This is a genomic window from Microbacterium sp. sgz311019 (genome assembly GCF_056135325.1).
In genome coordinates, this window is sequence record NZ_JBWAXO010000002.1 from 414,098 (window position 1) to 437,992 (window position 23,895).

General features: G+C 68.8%; 26 protein-coding genes. 14 read left to right on the forward strand and 12 right to left on the reverse strand.

The window, feature by feature from the left end; genetic code table 11:
- Positions 1-7: 7 nt before the first annotated feature.
- A complete protein-coding gene (locus tag AC0NZN_RS04780; RefSeq protein WP_474591119.1) occupies positions 8-565 on the reverse strand; it encodes a hypothetical protein in 558 nt (185 codons plus the stop codon).
- A 135-nt stretch (positions 566-700) separates the two neighbouring features.
- On the opposite strand from AC0NZN_RS04780, the gene AC0NZN_RS04785 reads away from it, so the two are divergent.
- Complete coding sequence (locus tag AC0NZN_RS04785) at positions 701-1,312, forward strand: NUDIX hydrolase (RefSeq protein ID WP_474591120.1); 612 nt, start codon at positions 701-703, stop codon at positions 1,310-1,312.
- A gap of 173 nt (positions 1,313-1,485) precedes the next feature.
- Here AC0NZN_RS04785 and AC0NZN_RS04790 read toward each other — a convergent pair whose 3' ends face one another.
- Positions 1,486-2,184, reverse strand: a complete 699-nt coding sequence (locus tag AC0NZN_RS04790) for a hypothetical protein (protein ID WP_474591121.1) — start codon at positions 2,182-2,184, stop codon at positions 1,486-1,488.
- Positions 2,185-2,967: 783 nt separating this feature from the next.
- Here AC0NZN_RS04790 and AC0NZN_RS04795 point away from each other — a divergent pair.
- From AC0NZN_RS04795 to AC0NZN_RS04805, 3 genes are all read left to right on the forward strand, one after another.
- Positions 2,968-3,855 carry an RNA polymerase sigma-70 factor gene (locus tag AC0NZN_RS04795; protein WP_474591122.1) on the forward strand — a complete coding sequence of 296 codons (888 nt, stop codon included), beginning with the start codon at positions 2,968-2,970 and terminating at the stop codon, positions 3,853-3,855.
- A gap of 71 nt (positions 3,856-3,926) precedes the next feature.
- The gene (locus AC0NZN_RS04800) at positions 3,927-4,268 is read left to right on the forward strand and encodes a hypothetical protein (RefSeq protein ID WP_474591123.1); all 342 of its coding nucleotides are present in this window, start codon (positions 3,927-3,929) and stop codon (positions 4,266-4,268) included.
- 82 nt (positions 4,269-4,350) lie between these two features.
- Entirely contained in the window at positions 4,351-5,112 is a 762-nt protein-coding gene (locus AC0NZN_RS04805; protein WP_474591124.1) for an SDR family oxidoreductase, read from the forward strand.
- A gap of 137 nt (positions 5,113-5,249) precedes the next feature.
- On the opposite strand, the gene AC0NZN_RS04810 is transcribed toward AC0NZN_RS04805, so the two are convergent.
- Positions 5,250-5,435 carry an AAA family ATPase gene (locus AC0NZN_RS04810; RefSeq protein WP_474591125.1) on the reverse strand — a complete coding sequence of 62 codons (186 nt, stop codon included), beginning with the start codon at positions 5,433-5,435 and terminating at the stop codon, positions 5,250-5,252.
- 35 nt (positions 5,436-5,470) lie between these two features.
- Here AC0NZN_RS04810 and AC0NZN_RS04815 point away from each other — a divergent pair, with 35 nt between their 5' ends.
- Positions 5,471-5,827: a nuclear transport factor 2 family protein gene (locus AC0NZN_RS04815; protein ID WP_474591126.1), complete on the forward strand. Its 357-nt coding sequence runs from the start codon at positions 5,471-5,473 to the stop codon at positions 5,825-5,827.
- Between the two features lie 270 nt (positions 5,828-6,097).
- Here AC0NZN_RS04815 and AC0NZN_RS04820 read toward each other — a convergent pair whose 3' ends face one another.
- From AC0NZN_RS04820 to AC0NZN_RS04840, 5 genes are all read right to left on the reverse strand, one after another.
- A complete protein-coding gene (locus tag AC0NZN_RS04820; protein ID WP_474591127.1) occupies positions 6,098-6,244 on the reverse strand; it encodes a hypothetical protein in 147 nt (48 codons plus the stop codon).
- Complete coding sequence (locus AC0NZN_RS04825; protein WP_474591128.1) at positions 6,244-6,546, reverse strand: hypothetical protein; 303 nt, start codon at positions 6,544-6,546, stop codon at positions 6,244-6,246. The genes AC0NZN_RS04820 and AC0NZN_RS04825 overlap by 1 nt, the downstream gene beginning before the upstream one ends.
- A complete protein-coding gene (locus tag AC0NZN_RS04830; RefSeq protein WP_474591129.1) occupies positions 6,546-7,406 on the reverse strand; it encodes an Ltp family lipoprotein in 861 nt (286 codons plus the stop codon). Before AC0NZN_RS04830 ends, AC0NZN_RS04825 begins: the two co-directional genes overlap by 1 nt.
- Positions 7,407-7,571: 165 nt before the next feature.
- On the reverse strand, positions 7,572-7,976 hold the full coding sequence (locus AC0NZN_RS04835) for a hypothetical protein (protein ID WP_474591130.1): 405 nt from the start codon (positions 7,974-7,976) through the stop codon (positions 7,572-7,574).
- A gap of 292 nt (positions 7,977-8,268) precedes the next feature.
- Entirely contained in the window at positions 8,269-8,484 is a 216-nt protein-coding gene (locus tag AC0NZN_RS04840; protein WP_474591131.1) for a hypothetical protein, read from the reverse strand.
- A gap of 44 nt (positions 8,485-8,528) precedes the next feature.
- Here AC0NZN_RS04840 and AC0NZN_RS04845 point away from each other — a divergent pair, with 44 nt between their 5' ends.
- Positions 8,529-9,341, forward strand: coding sequence for a class I SAM-dependent methyltransferase (locus tag AC0NZN_RS04845; RefSeq protein ID WP_474591132.1), 813 nt, complete (start codon positions 8,529-8,531; stop codon positions 9,339-9,341).
- Between the two features lie 51 nt (positions 9,342-9,392).
- Positions 9,393-10,460, forward strand: a complete 1,068-nt coding sequence (locus AC0NZN_RS04850) for a TIGR03118 family protein (RefSeq protein WP_474591133.1) — start codon at positions 9,393-9,395, stop codon at positions 10,458-10,460.
- Between the two features lie 214 nt (positions 10,461-10,674).
- Here AC0NZN_RS04850 and AC0NZN_RS04855 read toward each other — a convergent pair whose 3' ends face one another.
- Both AC0NZN_RS04855 and AC0NZN_RS04860 read right to left on the reverse strand, forming a co-directional pair.
- Complete coding sequence (locus AC0NZN_RS04855) at positions 10,675-11,148, reverse strand: hypothetical protein (protein ID WP_474591134.1); 474 nt, start codon at positions 11,146-11,148, stop codon at positions 10,675-10,677.
- Positions 11,149-11,320: 172 nt separating this feature from the next.
- The gene (locus AC0NZN_RS04860; RefSeq protein WP_474591135.1) at positions 11,321-12,913 is read right to left on the reverse strand and encodes a dolichyl-phosphate-mannose--protein mannosyltransferase; all 1,593 of its coding nucleotides are present in this window, start codon (positions 12,911-12,913) and stop codon (positions 11,321-11,323) included.
- A 23-nt stretch (positions 12,914-12,936) separates the two neighbouring features.
- Between AC0NZN_RS04860 and rsmI the strand changes: the two genes are divergently transcribed.
- The 6 genes from rsmI to AC0NZN_RS04890 all read left to right on the forward strand — a co-directional run bounded on the left by rsmI (position 12,937) and on the right by AC0NZN_RS04890 (position 19,562).
- Entirely contained in the window at positions 12,937-13,755 is an 819-nt protein-coding gene (rsmI, locus tag AC0NZN_RS04865; protein ID WP_474591136.1) for a 16S rRNA (cytidine(1402)-2'-O)-methyltransferase, read from the forward strand.
- An 84-nt stretch (positions 13,756-13,839) separates the two neighbouring features.
- Positions 13,840-15,405 (forward strand): methionine--tRNA ligase, encoded by a 1,566-nt coding sequence (metG, locus tag AC0NZN_RS04870; RefSeq protein WP_474591137.1) that lies wholly within the window; start codon positions 13,840-13,842, stop codon positions 15,403-15,405.
- Positions 15,402-16,283: a TatD family hydrolase gene (locus tag AC0NZN_RS04875; protein WP_474591138.1), complete on the forward strand. Its 882-nt coding sequence runs from the start codon at positions 15,402-15,404 to the stop codon at positions 16,281-16,283. Before metG ends, AC0NZN_RS04875 begins: the two co-directional genes overlap by 4 nt.
- A gap of 4 nt (positions 16,284-16,287) precedes the next feature.
- Positions 16,288-17,532: a wax ester/triacylglycerol synthase domain-containing protein gene (locus tag AC0NZN_RS04880; RefSeq protein ID WP_474591139.1), complete on the forward strand. Its 1,245-nt coding sequence runs from the start codon at positions 16,288-16,290 to the stop codon at positions 17,530-17,532.
- Between the two features lie 45 nt (positions 17,533-17,577).
- Positions 17,578-18,447: a 16S rRNA (adenine(1518)-N(6)/adenine(1519)-N(6))-dimethyltransferase RsmA gene (gene rsmA / locus AC0NZN_RS04885; protein ID WP_474591140.1), complete on the forward strand. Its 870-nt coding sequence runs from the start codon at positions 17,578-17,580 to the stop codon at positions 18,445-18,447.
- 41 nt (positions 18,448-18,488) lie between these two features.
- A complete protein-coding gene (locus AC0NZN_RS04890) occupies positions 18,489-19,562 on the forward strand; it encodes a DUF2235 domain-containing protein (protein WP_474591141.1) in 1,074 nt (357 codons plus the stop codon).
- Positions 19,563-19,574: 12 nt separating this feature from the next.
- Here AC0NZN_RS04890 and AC0NZN_RS04895 read toward each other — a convergent pair whose 3' ends face one another.
- Positions 19,575-20,873, reverse strand: a complete 1,299-nt coding sequence (locus AC0NZN_RS04895; RefSeq protein ID WP_474591142.1) for a ComEC/Rec2 family competence protein — start codon at positions 20,871-20,873, stop codon at positions 19,575-19,577.
- Positions 20,870-22,699 (reverse strand): hypothetical protein, encoded by a 1,830-nt coding sequence (locus tag AC0NZN_RS04900; RefSeq protein ID WP_474591143.1) that lies wholly within the window; start codon positions 22,697-22,699, stop codon positions 20,870-20,872. The genes AC0NZN_RS04895 and AC0NZN_RS04900 overlap by 4 nt, the downstream gene beginning before the upstream one ends.
- Before the next feature lie 100 nt (positions 22,700-22,799).
- On the opposite strand from AC0NZN_RS04900, the gene AC0NZN_RS04905 reads away from it, so the two are divergent.
- A complete protein-coding gene (locus AC0NZN_RS04905; protein WP_474591144.1) occupies positions 22,800-23,876 on the forward strand; it encodes an aldo/keto reductase in 1,077 nt (358 codons plus the stop codon).
- Positions 23,877-23,895 lie beyond the last annotated feature (19 nt).

Sequence of the window (23,895 nt, forward strand, 5' to 3'; positions counted from 1 at the left end):
TGGTCGTCTACCTCTGCGGTGGAATGGTGAAGCCGCTCGGCAACGGGCTCTCATGGACCGTCCCGTTCTCGTCGCCGACGCTCAGAATGGTATGCGCATCAAGGTTGAGAGTGTCTCCCGCATAGAGCCTGTCGCTGACGCGGCGAACGGCATTGACCCAACGCAGCCAGACCTCCCCGACGCAGAAGCATGCGCCGACCGACTCCAGCACGTCATCCGCGGCAACTCGATACGCGGCCGGCACCCCATCGCCATCCAGCACGGCTTCGCCCCGTGCGCGCGGCAACCGTCCCCGATCGAACGGGACCGCCAATGTCGCCCCGCCCAGCTGCTCGACTTGCCGGTCATCGCTCACCGGCACCGGTTGCACCGCTCCGGCGCAGATAGAGGGGGTCTCCAACCGTATCGGGCCGTGTGCAGACACGTCGTCGGTCGCCGAGAACGACGGGGTGGTCGGCTCAGCCGCAGCGGAGGTAGGACCGACCGAGCCTGGGAAGCTCGTGCAACCAGCCAGCGACAAAGTCAGCGTCGCCGCCGTCGCAACGGCGATCCCTTTGCACTTCATCAGGGAATTCTATGTGACGCGTCGACGCATCTTCCGAGTCGGAAACCAGGCCCAGGAATACGCACGACTTGGTGTTTCCCCACACCGCCGGCGGCCGAGTGACTCCCTGTTTGTAGAGCCGCGTACTGTGGCTCCATGACCGCTCGGGCAGAACAGGGTTGGGCGGCGATCGGCCGTGAGGATGTCTATGCCGGGCGGGTCCGGCTCGTCGAGCACATGGTCGTCCTCGGCGACGGGACCCTATCGAGCTACGAGGTCGACGAGAGTATTCCGTTCGCCGTTGCCACTCTTGTCATCGACGACGGTTATGTGGTCCTGACTCGTCAGTACCGGTATCCCCTGGACATGTGGATCTACGATCTGCCCGGCGGGGCTGGCACGGAGGCGGAGACGCCTGCGGAGGCCGCACGCCGCGAGCTTGAGGAAGAGCTCGGGATCATCCCCAATACCTTGATCCCGCTGCACACGTTCTACATCAACCCGGGCCGCGCAGCCTGGCCTGTGCACCTGTTCCTCTGCGATGCCGGGACTGTGCCCGGAAATCGAGATACCTCCGATCCTGCGGAGCAGGTGCAGCTTGCCCGGCTGAAGTTGGGCGATCTGGACGCGGCAATCGCGAGCGGAGAGATCGTGGACCCTTCGCTGATCGTCGCACGGGCCTGCGCTGCCGCGAGGGGACTTCTCCCGCCGCTGGCGGCACCCAGCACCAGCACCGGTCGGCGAGGAACCTCAGGGCCGCTTGTGTGAGGTCCGTGAGACCATCTCGGGCCTGGTGCAGTAGTCGCTGGATCGGGACGAGTTGGGCACGCAGCAATGGCGCATCGTCCGGACTCAGGGTCGCCCACTCGCGGCGCCGCCCGCTCGTGCGTGAGGAGGTTGGGATGGAACTCGTGAGGAAGAGGGTCGTCGAGCCGGCGGCGTCAGGCGGTTACTGGATTCCGGGTGTGTAGTGCCAGGCGAAGGTGCGGAAGGTGTTCGCGCGCGATGACGACGGTTGTCACGAGGTCTGGTCGGAGCTGGGCGCCGACGGCGTACACGAACGGGTCGGTGTCGATCTCGATGGCCTGATTGACTTCGCCGTCGATCTCGAGCGTGGTGGCGTTGTTGATGGATGATGGGCCAACCCGCCATGGGCCATCGCCGACTGCCCCGGGCGCGAGCCCCAGCTCCTCGCGGAACTGATTCATGAGGATGTAGTTGGTGTGATCGACAAGCTGCCGGCCCAAGGTGGTGTACTCCGAGGCGTCTCTCGTCCAGCATGTGCGCACGGCTTCCCACAGGACGGGGTAGCGCATCATCTCGACGTACTCGACGAGCCACGCAGGACGCGGCCACGGGGGAGCGGTATCGATTGCCGCCTGCTCATCCGGATCGAGGTCCTTCAGATTCATCGGGTCGCCACGATCTTCAGGGTTCCGCCAGAGCCGGTACGAGAAGCTCACCGCGAGTTGTGATCGGTCGGCACCGTCCATCGCCTCCATGATCGCCGAAAGATCGGCGTCCTCGATCGTCGGTTGGGCGATCAGTCCCATCAGCGGGAATGTGAGGCCGAGCAGCCGCCGACCGGACTCCGCGCGTGGGTCGGGGGCGTCCTCAGGGAGCACTCCGGCGAACTGCATGCCTCGAGCGTTCCGGATCACGACCTCCTCAGCAACCGAACGGCGGCATGGGGATGACAACCCCGAGGAGTTCGGAACCGCCCGCGCCGGTCACACTTCGGGCTGCCGTGAGAGCGCTCTACGCTTTTGAAATGGTCGAAGAGCGCGTTCTGTCCGATGTGGGGGCGCCGGCTTGGCTCCCTCCGGGTAGCAGCGCCCAGGTGATTCGAGCGTCCGAGCCGCCGCGGCCGATGTGCTTGGTGAGGCTGCTCATACGCAGGGGCGACGAGGTGTTCTGCGTCCCGCGCGAGTCCACCGGCAAGCTCGATCTTCCGACGAGGGCGACCGTACATGGTGATCAAGACGGAACCACGACGATCGCTGATCTGACCCGCGACGTCACCGGCGGACGGCACCGACCCGCCTTCGTCGGTGCCGTGCGCAACGTTGTTCCGGCCCGCACCGAGACGTATCGGTGGCCCGTTCCGTTGGCGCATTTCGGAGTCTGGACAACCGACGCGGCACCGCTCATCGGTGGCAGCTGGGTCGCCGTTGGGACCGCGCACTCCTCCTTGGCGGAACGACACTGGTACCCGTTGGCTGCGGCATACCCGTACGACGAAGCAGGCTGAGCGATCCATCCGCAAACCTGGTGCTTGCACTCACGGCCGGTGTGGCGTCAGTCGAGATCTGAGAACTCATCCACCTGGGGCGTCACATCTGATGCGGCTACCCGGTCAGTATCAGTAGAAGCACTGATGACGATTGCCCAGACGGCGAGAGGTGAGACCTACGGACGGTCAGATGTCTAGCGAGTCCGCAGACCTCGACGGAGCCGCGGCCGTCTTCGCGCGGGAGCGCCGGCGCTTGTTCGGCATCGCCTATCGCATGCTCGGCAGCGTCGCGGACGCGGAAGACATCCTTCAGGAGACCTGGATCCGATGGCAGCACACCGACCGGTCTGCAGTGAGAGAGCCCGGAGCGCTGCTGACAACGGTGGTGACCCGCCTGTGCATCAACGAAATGCAGTCTGCCCACGCCCGCCGGGAGACGTATATCGGGCCGTGGCTCCCCGAGCCGGTGAACACCGAGGACGACCCGCTGCTCGGCGCGGAGCGCGGTGAGGCCTTGGACTTCGCCGTGATGCTCCTGCTGGAGAAGCTCACACCCACCGAACGCGCGGCATACGTGCTCCGCGAAGCACTGGACTATCCGTACGAGCGCATCGCGGTCATCGTGCGCGCCACCGTTCCCGCGGCGCGTCAACTGGTGAGCCGCGCGCGCAAGCACTTGACCGAGAACAGGCGCGCCGCGGTGCCCGCCGGTGAGCACCGCCGACTGCTGGAGACGTTCCTCATCGCCGCGAAGACGGGTGATGTCGCCGCATTGGAGGACCTGTTCGCTTCCGACGTCGTCAGCTACACAGACGGCAACGGCGTCAAGCTCGCCGCTCGCGTCCCCGTCAGCGGGCGGACACGAGTAGCGAAGTTCGTGGCCGCGTTCTCGAGGCACTTCTGGGAGGGGAAGACGATCGGCTGGGTCGAGGTCAACGGGCAGCCGGCCGCCACCCTGTCCGAGAACGGCGTCGTGACGACGGCGGTCACCGTGACAGCGTCTGCGGACGGGATCATTCAGCTTCTCTGGGTGATGAGCCCCGACAAGCTGCGACACCTCGCGTCGGCCGGAGTATGAACCCCCGGTCGACGTCGTCGCGCACTACCGGTCGGGTCACGCAACGAAGTGCGCACCGTCGCAACTCACGCGTGGAGACCCTCCGTCAGGTGCTGACAGTGGGGGACCGCTCGCGGCTGGCGCGGATGCTGCGCCGCGGCGTGACCCTGCTGGTCGACGGCGGGGGTCGTGTTGCGGCGCCGACGACGCCCGTGCGGGGCCGCGGCGCCGTCTCGGAGGTCCTGTTGGGGCTGTTGGGCCCCGTGTCCGGATGGACTTCCACGGTCGTTGAGGTGAACGGCGGCCCCGCTGTGGTCTTCCACGACGGCCGGTGCGTCTCTGGCATCCTGACCCTTCACGTCCGGGCGCGACGCATCTCCGGTCTCTGGGTGGTCCTCAACCCCGACAAGCTTCGCCACTGGAACATGGCCTGACGCTGTCACAAAACGACTCGCCCTCCGGTCAACACTGGCGAGGTGTCAGCCCCGGCGCCTCCACAAGACGAAAGGCACGGACATGGCGAAAATCGTTGTGATCGGCGGTACCGGACTGATCGGGTCGAAGGTGGTGGCGAAGCTGACCGCGCACGGCCACGAGGCGGTACCGGCATCCCCGAACACCGGTGTGAACACGGTGACGGGCGAGGGAGTGGCCGACGTCCTGGTCGGCGCGGACGTCGTCGTCGACGTGTCGAATTCTCCCTCGTTCGAAGAGCACGACGTGCTGAACTTCTTCACAACATCCACGCGCAATCTGCTTGCGGCGGAGGCTTCGGCCGGGGTGGGACACCATGTTGCGCTCACGATCGTCGGCACGAACCGTCCGCAGAACATCCCCTACTTCCGCGCGAAGACCGCGCAGGAGGAGCTGATCCGGGAGTCCGGGATGCCGTACTCCCTGGTCCACGCCACGCAGTTCTTCGAGTTCCTCGGCAGCATCGCCGACATCTCCGTGACCTCCGACGGCACCGTGCACCTTCCCGGGGCGCTCATTCAGCCGATCGCCGCAGAGGACGTCGCCACGGCCGTCGCACGAACGGCAGCCGGTGACCCTCTCAACGGAGACCGGGAGGTCGCAGGGCCTGAGCAGTTCACGATGGACGAATTCGTCCGCCGAGGCCTCGCATTCCGCGGCGACAGCCGCACAGTGGTGCAGGATCCTGACGCGCAGTACTACGGCGCACATATCGAAGAGCGCACCCTGATCCCCGCCGACGGTGCGGAGATCTTCGCGACGACCTTCGAGGAGTGGCTCCCCGCCAACCCTCCTCGCAGCTGATCCTCGAGGCGGGGCCGCGCGTGCTCCCCCCGCAGGCGACCCCTCCGATGCGTGCGTCGCGTGTGTCGGAGGGGTCGCCTGTGATTCACGCGGCACGAAAATGGTGCGCTACGACGGACGTGCTATCTGAGAACAGTTCACTCGAAGCTGGCGGCGTGGGTTTCACTGCGCGGGATCGGGGATGCCTGTTCGCCGTGGGTTAGCTGGCTGATGAAGCGGATGCTGGTACCGGTGAGGACCACGGCGGTGATGTCGGGGGTCGCGGACAGCAGGTGACGAACGGTGAGCGTCTTGCCCGTCTCCGGCGGACCGTACAGCAGCACGCCATCGTTTGAACCGTGACTGTCAAGCTGAGCGCATGGACATCGTGGCGCTGCGGTCGTTGGATGAAGAGTTGCTCGAGTCAGCGGTGCGCCACAACGCCGATCGGCTGCGCGAGCTGCTCCATCCGGATTTCGTGGAGATCGGTCGTTCGGGCAGGCAATGGACACGCGATGACATCGTGCGGGCGCTGGCGATCGAAGGCCCACACACTCCGGTCACTACGGCCGATTGGGAGTTCAGCGAGCTCGCGCCGGACGTCGCGCTCGTGTGCTACACCGTGCGCGGAGCAGAAGGCGATAGTCGCCACTCATCTGTGTGGGTGGCCACCGACGCGAAGCCGCGACTGTGGTTCCACCAGGGGACGTTCATCGTTTCGCAGGAGGAAGCTTGAGCGGGCGACTCAACCAGGATCCGTTCTGCTTCTCGAGCCGATTGTCGCGCGGGGACCGAGGGTCAGGGGCATCCAGGGAAGCTGGTCGCCTGTGCGGTGTCTGTGCATCACGTACATCCTGAACTGCTTCCTTGAATCGGGGCACCCAAGTCTTGGGTGCCGACGTATCCTGCCGGCGGACAGGGGGCTGAGCTGCCCGACCGCGGCCCGCTCGATGAGAGCGGGCCACAGCCGCACGGATCAGGTGCAACCATCCGTGTGACGTGGTGGCTACTCGCAGTCGACACCATGCTCGGATGGCACGCAGTTGTAGTCGTCCGGGTAGTAGTTCGACCCGTGGGAATTGCACGCGTTGACCGCGAAGATCGCGAACAACACGATCGCCCCAACGATGAGCCACGACTTCACCTTGCCCATCAGTAGTCGCCCTCCCGCAGACGCCGGTCGGCCTCCTCCTGCAGGGCGCGCTGACCCTCTGGAGTCCTGAACAGGGAGTACTGTACGATCGCGAGACGCAGGGTCCGGCGGGCGTGGATGGCCAACGTGAGGATGATCAGGGCGGTCACACCCAGCGCGATCCCCCACCCCCAGCCAGCGGTGAACAGGAGAACGACGGCGACCACCAGCGCCCAGATGGAGGCGAACTGGAACAGGCCGACGGTGCCGTAGCGGCGCTGCATCGCCTCGAGCACGGCGTCGCCGTCGTATGGGAGCGACATCAGTGCAGCCCGATCTGGTCGAGCGCATAGTTGGCCTGCTCCGGGGTGAACTGCTCCCCGTACTTGCTGGTCAGCTGCTGGTACAGACCGGCCCGGCTGAAGCCCTTCATCTCCATGTACGACTTCGCCGACTCCACCGCCATCTGGTTCCAGTCGACCTCGCCCTTCGCCTCGAGCTGCGCCACACCCCACTCGGCGTCAGCCGGCGCGAACCCTTCGCCGTACGTGCTGGTCAGCTGCTGCAACAGACCGGCACGGGAGAATCCCTTGTACCCGACGTACGACTTCGCCGACCGGTACGCCGCCTGCTGCGCCGGGGTGGCCGGCGGGGCGGGGGCGGTCGCCTGCACGATGATGGCGGTGCCCTTGTCGACGCGGGTGTTCGGTGCCGGGTCCTGCGTGGACACCACCCAGTCGTCCCCGGCGCCCGCCGGCAGAGTGAGCGTCAGCCCCTGCGCGTCGGCGGCGTGCTTCGCGTCGGCGACGGTCATGGTGCTCATGTTCGGCACGCCCACCGTGGTGTCCACCGGGGTCGGCGTCGACGACGCCGTCTTCGCGACCATGGCTGCCGTGTTGTCGGACGCGTCGGTCGGTGACTTGCTACCCGAGTTGGCGGCGGCCGAGATGATGACCAGCCCGGCGACCACGGCGGCCGGAATGACGATCGCCTTCCGCTTGTACCAGGGCCGCTTCTGCTTGGCCGCCACCTCAGTGGCGGTGGCGGTGGTGGGCTGGGCGAGGAAGTCTTCGCTGGCCGGCTTGGTCTGCTCGGTCCAGGCGTTCCCGTCCCAGTATCGGAGCACGCCCGTGCTGGACTGGTCGTCGTACCAGCCGGGAGGTGTGCCGTTCGGAGTTGTCATTCGATGTTGCTCCCCATGTGATGTGGTGTGGGCTGAACTGCCCGACCCGCCCCGCTCGTTGAGAGCGGGGCGAGCCGCACGGGTCAATCCTCGCGATGGCTTCCGTCATCGAGCGCGGCGAGCTCGGCGGACAGGTCGGCGAGCACGGCGTTGTGCCGGTTGGTCTCATCGACCATGCGCTGCAGTTCGTGTCCATTGAGGATCGCCCCCGTACGAATCGAACGCATTGGTCGAGTAGACGGTGACCTCGCCGCTGCCCTCCGTGACAAAGGCGAAAGACACGATGGGATCTCCCTCCGTCGTCGGGGAGCTCCAGGCGAGCTCGGCAGCCTGGGCTGCAGAAGCTGCCGCATCCATGCACTTCACTGCATTCGTGGGCACGGTCTCTTCCTGACCCAGCACGAACGCCCCGCAGCTCCTCTTCGCATCGCTCGTGCGCACGGGAACCGGTGCATCCGACAATGCGCGGGCGGCCTCGATCGGATCGCCTGCCGGAGCCCGCGAAATGGGGACAGATATGCAGCCTGAGAGGAGAGATCCGATGGCCATCAGCGCGACGATCGCGCTCACCCGCCTTGCGTAGCGCGCGCCGGCGACGGGCAGCCGCTCGGGTCGGCGACGGTACTCCCGCGGGTGGGGTCTCAGTGCCATGCGGACTCTGCGACCATCAGCCGAGCTGAGCTTGCCAACGTCCGCTGATCGACCCGACGACGTGGCGCACCCTGTGGGTAGGGGCGCAGCACTCAGGATCGACGAGGAAGACAACAGGCTTTGACGCGACATCTGCGCTCGATTCCTATGAACGGTGTACATATCATGGCGCAGACGGCTGGTCCTGAATAGAGGCGAGCGCGCTCATCGCTCACCGGGCCGTCGAGTCGGGTCGGGGAAGCGCACGCACCGCGCCGATCGCGAGGGCAAGTTGGGCGGGGTCGCTCCCCGGATTCTTGAGTGCGTTCAATGCTGAGCTGGTGAATCCACGAGAGTCGACGGCGAGGCGGGCGACGTCGAGGACGAGTCCCTTCTCATTGACTGCCCACTCGTCGGCGGCAGCATGCCATGCGTGGGCGATGGGCATCTCAGCGAGGTGGTCTTCGGGGGTTCTGCTCCTAGGCTCGTGATGTGCGCGATGCGATGCACTTCGAGGTCCGTGCGGACATCTACGCGCGTGCGCGTCCTCCCTATCCCCAGGGCGTTTGGGCACGAGTGCACCAGACGGGTCTGGTCGGCCCGGGGCGTCGTGCGGTCGATCTCGGAGCGGGCACAGGTGAAGCGACCGGGCCGCTGCTGGCGACGGGCATGGATGTCCTGGCGGTCGAGCCCGGAGCCCGACTGGCGGCGCTGCTGAGCGCGCGGCATCCACGAGCCGAGGTCATTGTCGCGCGCGCGGAGGACGTCGACCTGGCGGCGGGGTCGTTCGACCTGGCGGTTGCGGCGACCTCCGTTCATTGGATGGACCTCGATGTCGTGCTCCCGAAGGTGCATCGTGCGCTCAGCGTCGACGGGCGATTCCTCGTGTGGCGGAACGTCTTCGGCGATCCGGCCGCCCCGGTGACTCCCTTCCGGGAGCGCATCGCTGAGATCGTGCGACAGCGCGACGAGCCGCCAGCCGAGGCTGAGGCCGAGGACGCGGGGGCCACGGTGGAACGGCTCAGCCGCTCGGGCCTGTTCGTCGCCGACGACGTCTTCGTGGATCGGTGGAGCATCGAACTGAGCGCACGGCAGGTCCGGGAGCTCTTCGCGACCTTCAGCAACTGGTCGGATGAGGAAGTGGCTCGGGCGGGCGACGCAGTGCGGGATCTCGGAGGAGCGGTCATCGAGTACTACTCGACCTGGCTCATCGAGCTCCGCCCGACGAAGCCGCCGCCGCGGACGGGGCGTTCTCAATCAAAGAACCGCCACAGCGTGAACTCTGGCGGCGTCCACCTCGTGTGAGTGAAGACGGGTCTGCGCCGTTGCAGCCCGAATCTGGAGGAGGCGCATGTCATGGTTGCCAAGAGAACCATCGTCGGGGGAGCCGCCAGCTTAGCGCTGGCACTGTCCGTGGCGGTCGCCGGACCGGCCAACGCGGCCGGAACGGGCACATTTCAGCAGATCAACCTCGTGTCGAACCAACCGGGGGTCGCGGCGCTCACGGATCCGGCGCTCGTGAACGCGTGGGGCATGTCTCACGGGCCTAACACGCCCGTATGGGTCTCAGACAACGGATCCGATCAGACGACGCTCTACCGGACGGACATCGCCGGCAGCCCGGTGACCAAGGTGCTCTCGGTCGCCATCCCGGGCGGGGCCCCGACAGGCCAGGTGTTCAACAACAGCGGATCGGGGTTCGATGTCCCCGGGACCACCACACCGGCACGGTTCATCTTCGCCGGCGAGGACGGCTTCATCTCCGCATGGGCCGGAGGCGCCGCAGCCACACAGGTCGGCGGGCAGATGCCCGACTCGGTCTTCAAGGGCCTGGCGCTGGTGCAGAGCCCGACCGGACCGCTGCTGCTCGCCACGAACTTCCGCGCGAACCGGATCGACGCATGGAACTCGTCGTGGACTCTCGTGTCGACGCCGTCGATGTTCCACGACCCGAATCTGCCCGCCGGCTACGCGCCGTTCAACGTGGCTGAGATCAACGGGCAGGTGTTCGTGACGTACGCCAAGCAGGATGCGACGTTGCACGACGACGTCGCGGGGCCGGCCCACGGATTCATCGACGTCTACACGACGGGTGGCGACTTCGTGAAGCGGTTCGCGACACACGGCGTTCTCAACTCGCCATGGGGCATGACGCTCGCACCCGCGAGCTTCGGCCAGTTCGGCGGCGACGTGCTCGTCGGGAACTTCGGCGACGGGCGGATCCACGTGTTCGACCCGCAGACCGGCGCGGTGCTCGGGCTTCTCCGCGGCACGTCCGGCGGACCGCTGGTCATCGACGGCCTGTGGGGCCTGATCGTCGGCACCCAGGTTGCCGGTGGCACCCAGTCCGTGTGGTTCAGCGCAGGGCCGAACGGCGAGTCCGACGGCCTGGTGGGCCTGCTCCAGCCCGCCACGAACGGTTAGGCACCGCTTAGCGAGGGAAGTGGCCGGGGGCCGCGGCAGCGGCCTCCGGCCACACCGTGCGCAGGGCGTCCGACGAGCCCGCATGCCGGGATGGGCGCGTGCCTGAGATCGCAGCGCCGGCAGTCGCATGGGTCGCATTCGTGCGGAGCAGCACACCCCACCTGTGGGCCCGCCTGCGATCACCCGCCCTGGTACCGATCCGGGCTGTGTTCACTCATGGTTCGTCGCGTCGCGTGCGCGCGGGTTCCCGCACGAAGGTGACGAACTGAACGACGATGGCGATCGCGGAACCGACGATCGCGAGCGCGATGACGATGCGGGTCAGAAGGGTCCAGGGCGTCGGCGGGTTGAAATCGAAGGGGAACACGATCCACAGCTGGGTCATCGCCGCCAGGCCGACTGACGTCGTCACGACATCGCCGAGCGCCCTCACCCGCCGCCCGTCGGCGAAGAGGTAGACCAGGTTCGCCGCCATGCCGACGATGATCGACGCATTGATCCACGGAAGGACCGCAGTGGTCGCCGACGTGAGGAAGGGCAGCACGTGCCAGCTCGGCTGGACGTTGAAGAGATACAGGATCGCCGCGTTGATCAGGATCGCGATCAGGTACCCGGCGCGTCGCGCGGCGGCACTCGGTCTGCGACGAGTGGCCGGCGACTCGGGCGTCGCCTGCAGGTTCGCGGGCATCGGCTCGCCTCCTCGATCAGCCGGGCACGCTCCACGCGGGATGGCGCGTTTGCCTGCGCCGAGTCTCCCGAGCCCACCGACTGAACGACAGGGGCGAAGGTCCCAACGATCCGGGAGGATGCATCCCGTCGCGAGACAGAGACGGGCGCCGCGGAACCGGAGAGGTTCGCCGTCAGACCCAGGCCGCGAACCAGTTGTGCAGGCGCCAGAAGTCGTAGGGCACCGTCATCCCGGTCACCACGGGGTACCAGATGGCGGACACGACGACGACCACGGCGAGGTAGATCCATACCACCCGCTGCCCCACGAGCCGTCGATGCGCGTCGCTCGACCCCGACCCGGCGATCGCCTGCAGCGCGAAGGTGAGGGCGAGGATCAGGAACGGCAGCATCGCGATCGTGTAGAACTGGAAGATCGTGCGGTCCGGATACATCAGCCACGGCAGGTACGTGGCTGCGAGGCCGGTGAGGATCACCGCGGCGCGCCAGTCGCGCGCGACGATGAACCGGTAGATCAGATAGATCGCCGCAGCGATCGATCCCCACCAGATGAGCGGGTTGGGGATGCTCGAGATCGCCTGCACGCAGCTGCTCGCGAAGGTGCAGCCGTTCTGCGCGAACTGATCCTGGTGCCAGTACATCGACGTCGGTCGGATGAGCAGGGGCCACTGCCAAGCGGGGCTCGCGTAGGTGTGCGGCGTGGAGAGCCCGACGTGGAACGCGTACATGGCCTGGTGGTAATTCCACAGGGCGCGCAGGGGAGCGGGCACCCAGCCCCAGATCCCGGATGCCGTGCCGGCTGAGTCGCGATCGTAGCCTCCCGCCGTCACCAGCCAGCCTGTCCAGGAGACGAGATACACGACGGCCGCGACCGGCACGGCCCACAGGAACGCCACGAGACCTTGGCGCAGCGCATCCACCGGCCACATCCGGACGCCGGCGCGGCGGCGGGCCAGCGCATCCGTCACGATCACGTAGACGCCGAAGCCGATGAGCGCGTACAGGCCGGACCACTTGACGGCCGTCGCGGCCCCGAGCGCCGCGCCGGCGGCGAGCAGCCACGGCCGGCGCCACAGGAGGGGTCCCCATGCGGGCGGCTCCGCCTCGTCGGAGCGGCCGCCGATGATGACGGCGAGACGTTCGAGGTGGGTGCGCCGGTCGAGCAGGATGAGCCACACCGCAAGCAGGATGAAGAACGTCAGGAAGATGTCGAGGATGGAGACGCGGCTCATCGAGATCGCCAGGCCGTCGATCGCCATCAGGATGCCGGCCACGGCGGCGAACCGCGTCGAACCGGACATGAGGCGCGCGACGAAATAGAGCACGAGCACCGTCGCGGTGCCGACGACGGCGACGGCCACGCGCCACGCGACGGACGACTCGGCTCCGAAGATCCACATCCCGAGACCGATGAGATACTTCCCGAGCGGGGGATGGACGACGAAGCTCCCGTCCTTCGTGAAGATATCCACGTGCCCCGCGGCGAAGCTGCGGTCGGCGTCGTTGGGCCACGTCGACGGGAAGCCGAGATTCCACTGGCTCCAGGCATCCTTCACGTAATACGTCTCGTCGAAGACGAGCTCGTGAGGCTGGCCGAGATTCCAGAAGCGCAGGATGCCCGCGAGGAGCGTGATGAGGATCGGCGCCGCCCAGTCGTAGAAGCGTGTGCGACCCGGATCGGCCATGACCCGCCACGCCCACCGGTCGTACAGCGACGGGCGCGGGGCCGGGGCGTGGGCGAGCAGCGGCTCGTCGGTCGACGTCACGCGCACAAGCCTATGCTGGGGCGGTGATCATCCTCGCGGCGACGCCGATCGGCAATCTGGGGGATGCATCGCGGCGGCTCGTGGAGGCGCTCGAGAACGCCACCGTGGTCGCCGCCGAGGACACGCGCACGACCCAGCGGCTGCTCGCCGCGCTCGGCGTCGACAACCGCCCGCGCCTGGTCGCGCTGCACGACCACAACGAGAAGGAGCGGTCGGGTGAGCTGGTCGCGCTCGCGCGCGAGCAGGATGTCCTGGTCCTCTCGGATGCCGGCATGCCCACAGTCAGCGACCCGGGCTACGCGCTCGTCGCCCTCGCGGCGGCGGAGGGCGTGACTGTCACGGTGATCCCGGGGCCGAGCGCCGTGGTCACCGCGCTCGCGATCTCCGGACTGCCGACCGACCGGTTCACCTTCGAGGGCTTCGTGCCGCGCAAGCCAGGGGACCGCCGCGCCTGGCTCCGGGCGCTCGCGACCGAGCCGCGCACGATGGTGTTCTTCGAGTCGCCGTCGCGGGTCGCCGCATCCCTCGCCGACATGGCCGACGCGTTCGGCGGCGACCGTGCCGCCGCCGTGTGCCGCGAGCTCACCAAGCTGCATGAGGAGGTCCGCCGCGGGGGGCTCGCCGAACTCGCCGCCTGGGCGGAAGAGGGCGTGCGCGGTGAGGTCGTCGTCGTGGTCGCCGGGGCCGCCCCGCGGGAGGTCGACTTCGACGACGCCGTGACGCAGGTCACCGAGCTCGTCGGCTCGGGCATGCGGCTGAAGGATGCCGCCGCCGAGGTCGCCGGGCACACCGGACACTCGAGCCGGGAGCTGTACCAGGCGGTGCTCGCCCGTCGATTGTGACGAAACGCCGGGACGCGCACGCCGCAGAACCCCGGAAGGTCACACGCGACCGGGCGTGGCACTCGGTCTCACTAGAATCTTCAGGTGAGTTCGTTCTACATCACCACGCCGATCTACTACCCCAGCGATGTCCCGCACATCGGCCACGGCTACACGACGGTGGCCGTCGACATGCTGGCGCGCTGGCACCGCCAGGCGGGCGATGACACCTGGATGCTGACCGGGACGGACGAGCACGGCCAGAAGATGCTGCGCGCCGCGTCGGCGAACGGAGCGACACCCCAGGAGTGGGTCGACAAGCTGGTCGCCGAGGCCTGGTTCCCGCTGCTGAAGACGCTCGACGTCGCCAACGACGACTTCATCCGCACGACGCAGGAGCGCCACGAGGAGCGCGTGCAGAAGTTCGTGCAGGCGATCTACGACCGCGGCTACATCTACGCGGGCGAGTTCGAGGCGCTGTACTGCGTCGGCTGCGAGGAGTTCAAGACGGAGTCCGAGATCGTCGACGGCGCCGGCCCGTTCGAGGGCCTCAAGGTCTGCGCCATCCATTCGCTGCCGCTCGAGCTGCTGCAGGAGAAGAACTACTTCTTCAAGCTCAGCGAGTTCCAGGACGCGCTGCTCGATCTCTACCGGACCGTGCCCGACTTCGTGCGCCCCGACTCGGCGCGCAACGAGGTGGTCTCGTTCGTGAAGAACGGCCTGAAGGACCTCTCGATCTCCCGGTCGACCTTCGACTGGGGCATCAAGGTGCCGTGGGACGAATCGCACGTCATCTACGTGTGGGTCGACGCGCTGCTCAACTACGCCACCGCCATCGGCTACGGCGCGGATGAGGCGGAGTTCGAACGTCGCTGGCCGGGGTACCACGTCGTCGGCAAGGACATCCTGCGCTTCCACGCGGTCATCTGGCCGGCCATGCTGATGGCCGCCGGCCTGGAGGTGCCGAAGGGCGTCATCGCGCACGGATGGCTCCTCGTCGGCGGCGAGAAGATGTCGAAGTCGAAGCTCACCGGCATCGCGCCGACGGAGATCACGGACGTCTTCGGCTCGGACGCGTACCGCTTCTACTTCCTCTCCGCGATCCCGTTCGGCCATGACGGCTCGTTCTCGTGGGAGGACCTCTCGGCGCGCTACCAGGCCGAGCTCGCCAACGGCTTCGGCAACCTCGCATCCCGCACGATCGCGATGATCGAGCGCTACTTCGAGGGGATCGTCCCCGTCCCGGGCGAGTACGCCGAGGTCGATCTCGGCATCCAGAAGACGGTGCGGGATGCGGCGGCAGCCGCCGATGCGGCGATCGAGAGGTTCCGCACCGACGAGGCGATCTCCGCGATCTGGACCATCGTCGACGCGCTGAACCACTACATCACCGAGAACGAGCCGTGGGCGCTCGCGAAGGACGACGCGCAGCGCGGCCGCCTCGGCACCGTGCTCTACACGGCGGCGGAGGGCCTGCGGGCCCTCTCGGTGCTGCTCTCGCCGGTCACGCCGATCGCCACCGAGAAGCTGTGGGTCGCGCTCGGGGCCGGCGAGACCATCGGACGCATCGTCGACCAGCCGATCCGCGAGGCGGGGAGCTGGGGCGCGCTGCGCCCGGGCACGAGCGTGAACGGCCTCTCGCCGCTTTTCCCGCGCATCGAGCAGGTATGACGGATCCTTCGACGTACGTCCGGCAGCGCGAGAAGGGCTCGCGCGACGTCACCTACCCGGCGTCGCCCGAGCCCCTCGCGGTGCCGGTCTACGACAACCACTGCCACCTCGAGATCGAGGACGGAGAGGTCGGGCTGAGCCTCGACGAGCAGCTGGAGCGCGCCGTCGCCGTCGGCATCGCCGGCGTGGTGCAGGCCGGAGGCGACATCGAGTCGAGCCGGTGGTCGGCGTGGGCCGCGGCATCCCACCCCCGTGTCCTCGCGGCCGTCGCGATCCACCCGAACGAGGCCCCGGCCTACGCGGAGGCGGGGCGCCTGGCGGAGGCGATCGGCGTGATCGACGAGCTCGCCGCGCAGCCGCGCGTGCGGGCGATCGGCGAAACCGGGCTTGACTTCTTCCGCACCGACGAGGCCGGTCAGCCGGCGCAGTTCGAGAGCTTCGAGGCGCATATCGCGCTGGCGAAGAAGCACGGCATCGCCATGCAGATCCACGACCGCGACGCGCACGACGCCGTCCTGGAGACGCTCGAACGGGTCGGGGCGCCCGAGCACACCGTCTTCCACTGCTTCTCGGGCGACGCCGACATGGCCCGCATCGCCGCCGACCGCGGGTACTACCTGAGCTTCGCCGGCAACGTGACCTTCAAGAACGCGCAGAGCCTGCGCGACGCGCTGGCCGTGACGCCGCGCGACCGCATCCTCGTGGAGACGGATGCGCCGTTCCTCACGCCTGCGCCGCACCGCGGCCGCCCGAACGCGCCGTATCTGGTGCCGGTGACGATGCGGTTCCTCGCCGATGAGCTCCACGCCGACCTCGACGAGCTGTGCGCGCAGGTCGCTGCCACCAGCGTCGCCGTGTACGGGGCCTTCGAGGACTGAGCCCATGGACGGGGAGCGCATCGTCGCAGCGGACGCCTCCAACCTGGTCTTCGACGGCGCCGCACGCGTCAACGCGTTCGTCGTGGCGGGTGTTCTCGCCCCGGGCCGATTCGTCGACGGCGACGGTGCGGTGGACATCGTCGAAGCGCGACGCATCCTGATCCCGCGCGCCGCAGCCGTGCCGCGCCTCGGCGAGAGGGCCGACACGTCCGGGCGCGTCTGGACCTGGGTGCGGACCGCCGTCGATCCGGAGCGCCACGTACGGCTCGTGCCGACGCGCGCGCTCGACGACCTGTGCGCCGAGGTGATGGTGACGCCGCTCGACCACGCTTTTCCGCTGTGGGAGATACTCCTCATGTCGTCGGTGGCTCCGGGCCGGGCGGGCATCGTCGTCCGGGTGCACCACGCAGTGGCCGACGGATCGGCGGCCGCCGCCATCCTGGGCGCCCTCGCCGACCCGCTCGCCGGCGCGGCTCCGCAGGCGGCGACGGATGCGGCGCTCGTGGAGCCGCTGCACGGCCTGCGCGGCATCCGGGCATCCGCCGCCCAGTGGCTGCGGGTCGCGCGCTCGCCGCGCCTTCGGAGGAGCTCCCTCCTCGGCGATGCATCCGGCCGCCGGTCCATACGGTTCGCGTCCGTCGACCTGGCACGATTCCGCGCGGGCGCCTCCGCCGTGGGCGGGACGCTGAACGATGGAGTGCTGGCCGCCATCGCGGGCGTCGTGACGGCGGCACTGCGCGCGCGCGGCGACGATGTGCCGGAGGCCGTAGGCATGTCGGTGCCGGTCGCCGTCCGCCGCCGCAAGGGTGAGGGGAACGCGCTCTCGGGTGCGGTGGTGCCCATCCCGCTCCGCATCGACGACATGGGCGAGCGCATCCAGGCGATCCACGCCGCCACGGCCGAGTCCGTCCGTCGCGCTCGTCTGGCGGGCGCCGGCTCTCCGGCGCGAGGCCGGAGGATGATGCGCCTCTTCGTCAGGTACGCGGGCCGGCAGCGCCGGGTCGCGGTCGTCATGAGCACGCTGCGCGGCCCGCGCGACCGCCTCCGCTTCGGCGGATCCGAGCTGGTGGAGGCGTATCCGATCGGCACACTCGGCGGGAATGTCCGCCTGAGCGCCGTCGCGATCTCCTATGCCGGAGCGCTCACCTGGGGCGTGCACTGCGCAGACCCGCTTCCCGCCGACGCGATGGCGGACGCGCTGCGCGCCGAGGTCGAACGGGTCGTGGCGCTGGCCGGATCGCGTCCCTGACCCGGTTGCGCGAGCGACGCGAGGCTGAAGGCTACAGTGAAACGCATGCCCGTGACCCTCCTCGGCGCCGCCGAGATCCGCGCCCTCGCGGCCGAACTCGACGTGACGCCCACCAAGAAGCTCGGGCAGAATTTCGTCGTCGACGCCAACACCGTCCGCAAGATCGTGCACGTCGCCGGGGTGCAGCCGGGGGAGCACGTGGTCGAGGTGGGTCCGGGGCTCGGATCGCTCACACTCGCCATCCTGGAGACCGGGGCATCCGTCACCGCCGTCGAGATCGACCACCGCCTCGCCGCGCGCCTGCCGCAGACGGCGGCCGACCACGGCGTGCCCGCGGACGCGTTGGACGTCGTCGACGCCGACGCACTGCGCGTCACGGAGCTTCCGGGCGGACCCACGGTGCTGGTCGCGAACCTGCCGTACAACGTGAGCGTGCCGGTGCTGCTGCACTTCCTCGAGACCTTCGCCCATCTGCAGCGCGGAGTGGTCATGGTGCAGGCCGAGGTGGGCGAGCGCCTCGCCGCTGCTCCCGGATCCAAGGTGTACGGCGCCCCCAGCGTCAAGGCCGCCTGGTACGGACCGTGGCGACTGGCGGGGACGGTGTCGCGTCAGGTCTTCTGGCCCGTTCCGAACGTCGACAGCGTGCTGGTCGGATTCGCGCGGGATGCCGAGCCCCGCGGCGACGAGGAGCTGCGGGTCCGGACGTTCCGCATCGTCGACGCGGCCTTCCAGCAGCGCCGCAAGATGCTGCGGCAGGCGCTGTCGCAGGTGCTGGGCGGGTCGGCGGCCACGGCATCCACCGTTCTCGAACGGGCCGGTGTCGCGCCCACGGCCCGCGGCGAGGACCTCGGAATCGACGACTACGTGCGGATCGCCGAGGTATCACCGCAGGATGTTCCCACCTCCTCTCGCTAAGCGCGTAGGCTCCGCATAGTCGCGCCCTTGGGGAGGTCGCCATGCCGAGGAATCTCGTCGTCTGCCTGGACGGCACCGCAGGACAGGTGCGGGGTCCGGGTGACTCCAACAGCGTCCTCGTCTACCAGCTGCTCGATCTCTCCGACGAGACGAAGCAGATCGCCTTCTACGACCCGGGCGTCGGAACGTTCTCCGCTCCCGGCGCGTGGACGCCCTTCTCGCGCTGGTTCACCCGCCTCGGCGGGCTGATCTGGGGCGGCGGCCTGCGCGAGAACCTCGGCGACGCCTACCTGTGGCTCATGCAGGAGTGGAAGCCGGGCGACCGCATCTACGTGTTCGGGTTCAGCCGCGGCGCGTTCACCGCACGCGCGCTGGTCGGGATGCTGCGGCTCGTCGGCCTCATGCGGCCCGGGTCGGAGAACCAGCTGCAGTACGCCGTCGCCGAGTACGCCCGACGCGGCGGGGAGCAGAAGATCCCCTGGGACGAGATCCACCGCTTCTCCGCCCTGTTCGCCCAGCATGTGGACGGCCACAGCACCGTGCCGATCACCTACCTCGGCGTGTGGGACACCGTGAAGGCGATGGGCGTCGCGCGCCTCGCCCCCGAATGGCCGTACACGCGCAAGCTGCCGAATGCGGCCCGCATCCGTCACGCCGTCTCGATCGACGAATGGCGCCGGCCCTTCCGCGAATACCTCGTCGACCCGGCGCACCCGAACCTCGAGGAGGTGTGGTTCGCCGGCATCCACTCCGATGTGGGCGGGACATTCCCGGACGACCCGAAGCTGTCGGCCATCACCCTGCGCTGGATCCTGGAGGGTGCGCGCGAGGAGGGGCTGCTGCTGACGGATGCCGCGGACACGCGCTTCGCGGAGATCACTCCCGACAACGCCCTCGGCACCGCCCACCGTGACAATCCGGTGTGGAACCTGGTCGTCAAGCGGCGGCGTCCCATCCCGCCGGATGCCCGGATCCACGCGAGCGTCCGCGAGCGCATCGCCTCCGTGCCCGGCTATCACCCGATGATCCCGGCCTCGGCGACCTGGTACGACGAAGGCTGGGCGGCGCCACAGGCCCCGGCAGCGGATCCCGAGCCTGCAGCACCGACTCCCTGACCACTCTCGGCATCACGCGAACTCGAACGCGAGCTCGCTCCACAGGCCCTCCGGGTCGACGCTCACCGTCACATCGCCCTCGTGCCCCGCCACGGGCGGTCGATCGGCGCGCACGAGGTGCGTGTGGTGATCCTCCAGTGCCGTGACGAGCGCGGGGTAGGGGATCTGATCGGCCCATTCCGGAACGAGGCCGACGGGCATCATCGCGTAGGCGTCATCGCCCAGCGCGTTCTCGACGTATCTCTTCGGCGTCGCATTGTTCGAGCCGTGGTGCCCGACCTTGTAGAACTGAGGCGCGGTCACGAGCGCGAGCGCCGCAGGATCGTCCAGCACGTGATCCCACGCCCCCTCCTGCGAGTCGCCGACGAAGACGAAGCGGTGCCCCGCGACCTCCAGCACGAAGAAGACGCTCGTGTTGTTGACCGAGCGTTCGAGCAGGGATGCCGCACCCAGCAGCGCCTGATCGTCGAATGCGAGATCGCCGAGCTTCAACGCGGTTCGGGCGCGCATGGCGTCCTCGCCGATGCGCTCGCGCAGCTCCGTGCGCGGCACGCGGTACAGCGCGTCGAAGAGCGGTTCGGCATCGGTGTCGGCGGCGTCGTCCGCATCGTCCGACCCGGTCAGCCAGTGCTCGGCCGCGGGCGGGTTCATGCGCGCGAGGTCCGCGGGATCACGGGACGGTCCGAGGATGTGCACGCGTGCGTCGGGGCCGATCTGGATGACGTTGGCCGCCGCATCCTTGTCGGGCACGAAGCGCACGTGGGCCGCGGTGCCGTGGAAGCGCCCGGAGGTCAGACGGCCCATCGCCGCCTGGTTCGGAGACGAGTTGACGGCGAAGTCATGGGCGAGCGCGAGCGTTGCCGGCCACTCCTCGGCGGGGCGGCCCGGCGCGCGGGCGCTCGCGGCGTGCTCGGCGGCCAGCCGCAGGCCGTTGGCGACCTTCGCCGTGCCGTCGCGGAGGGTCGCGGCATCCGGGTCGTCGGGGTCCTCGACGAACGACACCCAGACCTCGTCGACGTCCACGCCGTCCCACGCGTCGCACGCGAAGCCCGAGATGTGGTCCTGGTGGTGGTGCGTGGCGACGACGACGTCGAGGTGCGGTGTCCCGCCGCATTCGGCGCTGAGGTCGGCGACCACGGCCTTCGCGATCTCGTCGATGCTCCGCGAGACTCCACCGACCTTCACCCGTCCGTGGCTGTGCACGCCGCAGTCGACGAGCAGTCGCCACGTCTTGTCGCCGTCGTGGACGGTGACCCGGAAGCAGTCGCCGAATCCGGGGTTGTACATGCGGACCGTGACGCCGCTGCTCATGACGGCTCTCCCTCCGGGTCGTCGCCGGCCTCCTCGTGCAGGCGGGCGAAGCTGAGTCGGTTGACCGCGGGTTCCTCGAGCCACAGCGCGAGGGGATCGGCCTCGGCCACCGCGGCGAACCACGACTGCATGCCGGCGAGCCGCGAGGTGCCGGCGGCATCCTGCTCACTCACGAAGTCACGCACGGGCGCGGGCGCTGCCGCCCCATTCGTGAACGGGAGCGGCTTCGAGATCAGGTACTGGACCGTCCCGTCGACCGCCGCGACCAGCGCGCAGCCGGCATGGATGAGGACCCCGTCGTTTTTCTCGAGGTCCTCGCGCCGCTGCACGAACTGCGCGAAGATCCGCGGACGCGGCTGACCGTCGGCCGCGGTCTGGAAGGCCACGTGGATGTCGTGGGCCTCGATGCCGCCGACCGCCGGGTCGAGCCCGAGCTCGTACGCGTGCGTCTTGGCCCACGCCCGCGCCTGCCGGAACAGGCGCTGCGTGCGCTCGGGCGACCCCTCGACGGATGCCGTCGGGTCGAGCTTCACCGTCGACTCGCGCACGAGCTCTCCGAGGTCGATCGCCGCCGTGCCCTCGGCGAGACTGAGCGGCTGCTGCGGCGGTTGCCAGAGGAGCGCCTGGTCGGCGAGCGAGACGACTCCGGGAGGGAAGATCCCGCGCTGGCGCAGCGACTCCACGAGCCGTGCGCGCAGCCGCAGTTCGTCGTCGGGATACAGGTCGCGATCCGCGGTGATGACCGCCCGGACGACGTCGCCGAAGGTGACGTCGACGGCAGGGAGGTAGTCGAACGCGCGCACCACCATTCCGAGGAGGCGATCGGCGTTGGTGGTGGCCTCGGTCGCGATGCGGTGCACGAGATCGGGTGACAGCTCGCTGTCTCCCAGGATGCCGGAACCCCCGGTCGCCAACCGGCGGAGATCCGCGATGCGGTCGCGGTAGGTGCTCAGGAACGCGTCGAACACCGCGGACACGAAGATCGCCCCGCGCGTGTGGGGCTCGGTCGACTGGGTGAAGGCGCGCGGGTCGGGCGGTGCGGAACGGTCGGAGGCGATCGCCGAGCGCAGCGGACCGCCGCGGCCCGTCGCGCGCCCGAACTCGTCGGCGAGGGAGAACAGCGCCTCCGCGTCGTCGAGGTTGCTGTGCGACTGCGCGATGGCGCTCTCCACGACGTCCCGGAAGAGGAAGTGGTGGAACAGGGCGATGAGATCGGCGAACGCCTCGTGGAAGGCGTACACGTCCGGGTTCGTCGGGTAGGTGAACATCTCCCGCACGCGGTGGACGATCGCGTGGGTCACCTCGTGCGCCACGATGTCGGTCGACAGGCACGTGAACATGAGCTGACCGGGCAGGTTCGCCTCCGTGTCGCTCTCGTCCGCCCAGAACCACCCGAACAGCACGGCTCGCCGCTCCGGGTCGAAGTAGGCGTTGCGCCCCTCGAAGGCGTGCGGGATGATGCGGAGCCGCTCGTCGCCCTGCCAGCGGAATCGGCGACCGGTGAACCGCTGGAAGCGCTCGATGACGCTCATCGCAACCGCGTACACGATCTGCTGGTGCGAACGCGGATCGCTCTCGGAGGGCCGCAGGCCGTCCTGCGCGAGCAGGAAGGGATCGTCCAGGTCGACCGGCGAATACCACGTGTCGTGCGCCGCGTCGTAGTCGACGACCTGGATGAGCTCGCCCGACGGGCCGGGGCCGAGCCCCGCCTCGAAGGGGATGCTCAGCGGCAGGAAGCGGCCGCTGAGTCGCGACGTCATCGGGTCGAAGGCGAAGACGCGCAGCACGCGCCGATCGGGCATCCGCACAGGCGGGTGATTGGTCATCGTCCCCTCCGGTCCTCGGGGCGGTCCTCGGGACCGAAGAGCCGGCAGCCCCGCTCCGTGATACATCGCGGCGGTCACACGCGCTCGATAACCTGGTGCGATGAGCGACGAGCGGTTCCACCACGACATCCCCGACCTACACCGTCCATATACCGCAGCCGATGACAGGTACGCAAGTGCCGCGTTCCGCCAGGTCGGCACGTCGGGCCTTTTCCTCCCCGCGATCTCGCTGGGGCTGTGGTGGAACTTCGGCGACAACTTCCCGCTCGACAACCAGCGCGCCCTGCTGCGGCACGCCTTCGACCGCGGCATCACGCACTTCGATCTCGCCAACAACTACGGGCCGCCCTACGGCTCCGCGGAGAAGAACTTCGGCCGCATCTTCGCCGAGGACCTGCGCCCGTATCGCGACGAGCTGATCATCTCGTCGAAGGCCGGCTGGGACATGTGGCCGGGCCCGTACGGCGAGTACGGGTCGCGCAAGTACATCCTCGCGAGTGCGGAGCAGTCGCTCCGGCGGATGGGCCTCGACTACGTCGACATCTTCTACTCCCACCGCTTCGACTCCGTCACGCCCGTGGCCGAGACGATCGGAGCCCTGGACACCCTGGTGCGACAGGGCAAGGCCCTCTACGTCGGCATCTCCTCGTACAGCGCGGAGCGCACAGTGGAGGCCGTGGCCGTCGCCCGATCGCTCGGCACGCCGCTCGTCATCCACCAGCCCTCGTACTCGATCCTGAACCGCTGGGTCGAGGACGGGCTCACCGGCGTCCTCGAACAGGAGGGTCTCGGCGCCATCGCGTTCACGCCGCTCGCGCAGGGGCTGCTGACCGGCAAGTACCTCGCCGGCGGCCCCGCCGATCGAGCGCAGAAGCGCCGGTCGCTGCCCGATTCGCCGCTGTCGGAGAAGGGCCTCGCGATCGTGCGCGGCCTGGACGTCATCGCGACCGAGCGCGGGCAGAGCCTCGCGCAGATGGCCCTGCAGTGGGTGCTCCGCAGCCCGGTCGTGGCGTCCGCGCTCATCGGCGCCTCGCGCACCGAGCAGCTCGACGAGAACCTCGCCGCCCTCGACGGCCCGGCTTTCACGACCGAGGAGCTGCAGCGCATCGACACGCTCTCGAGCGGCCTCGGCGACGCGGACGACGTGGACCTGTGGGCCGTCTCGTCGACGCTGTGACGACGCTCCGCGCGCCGGC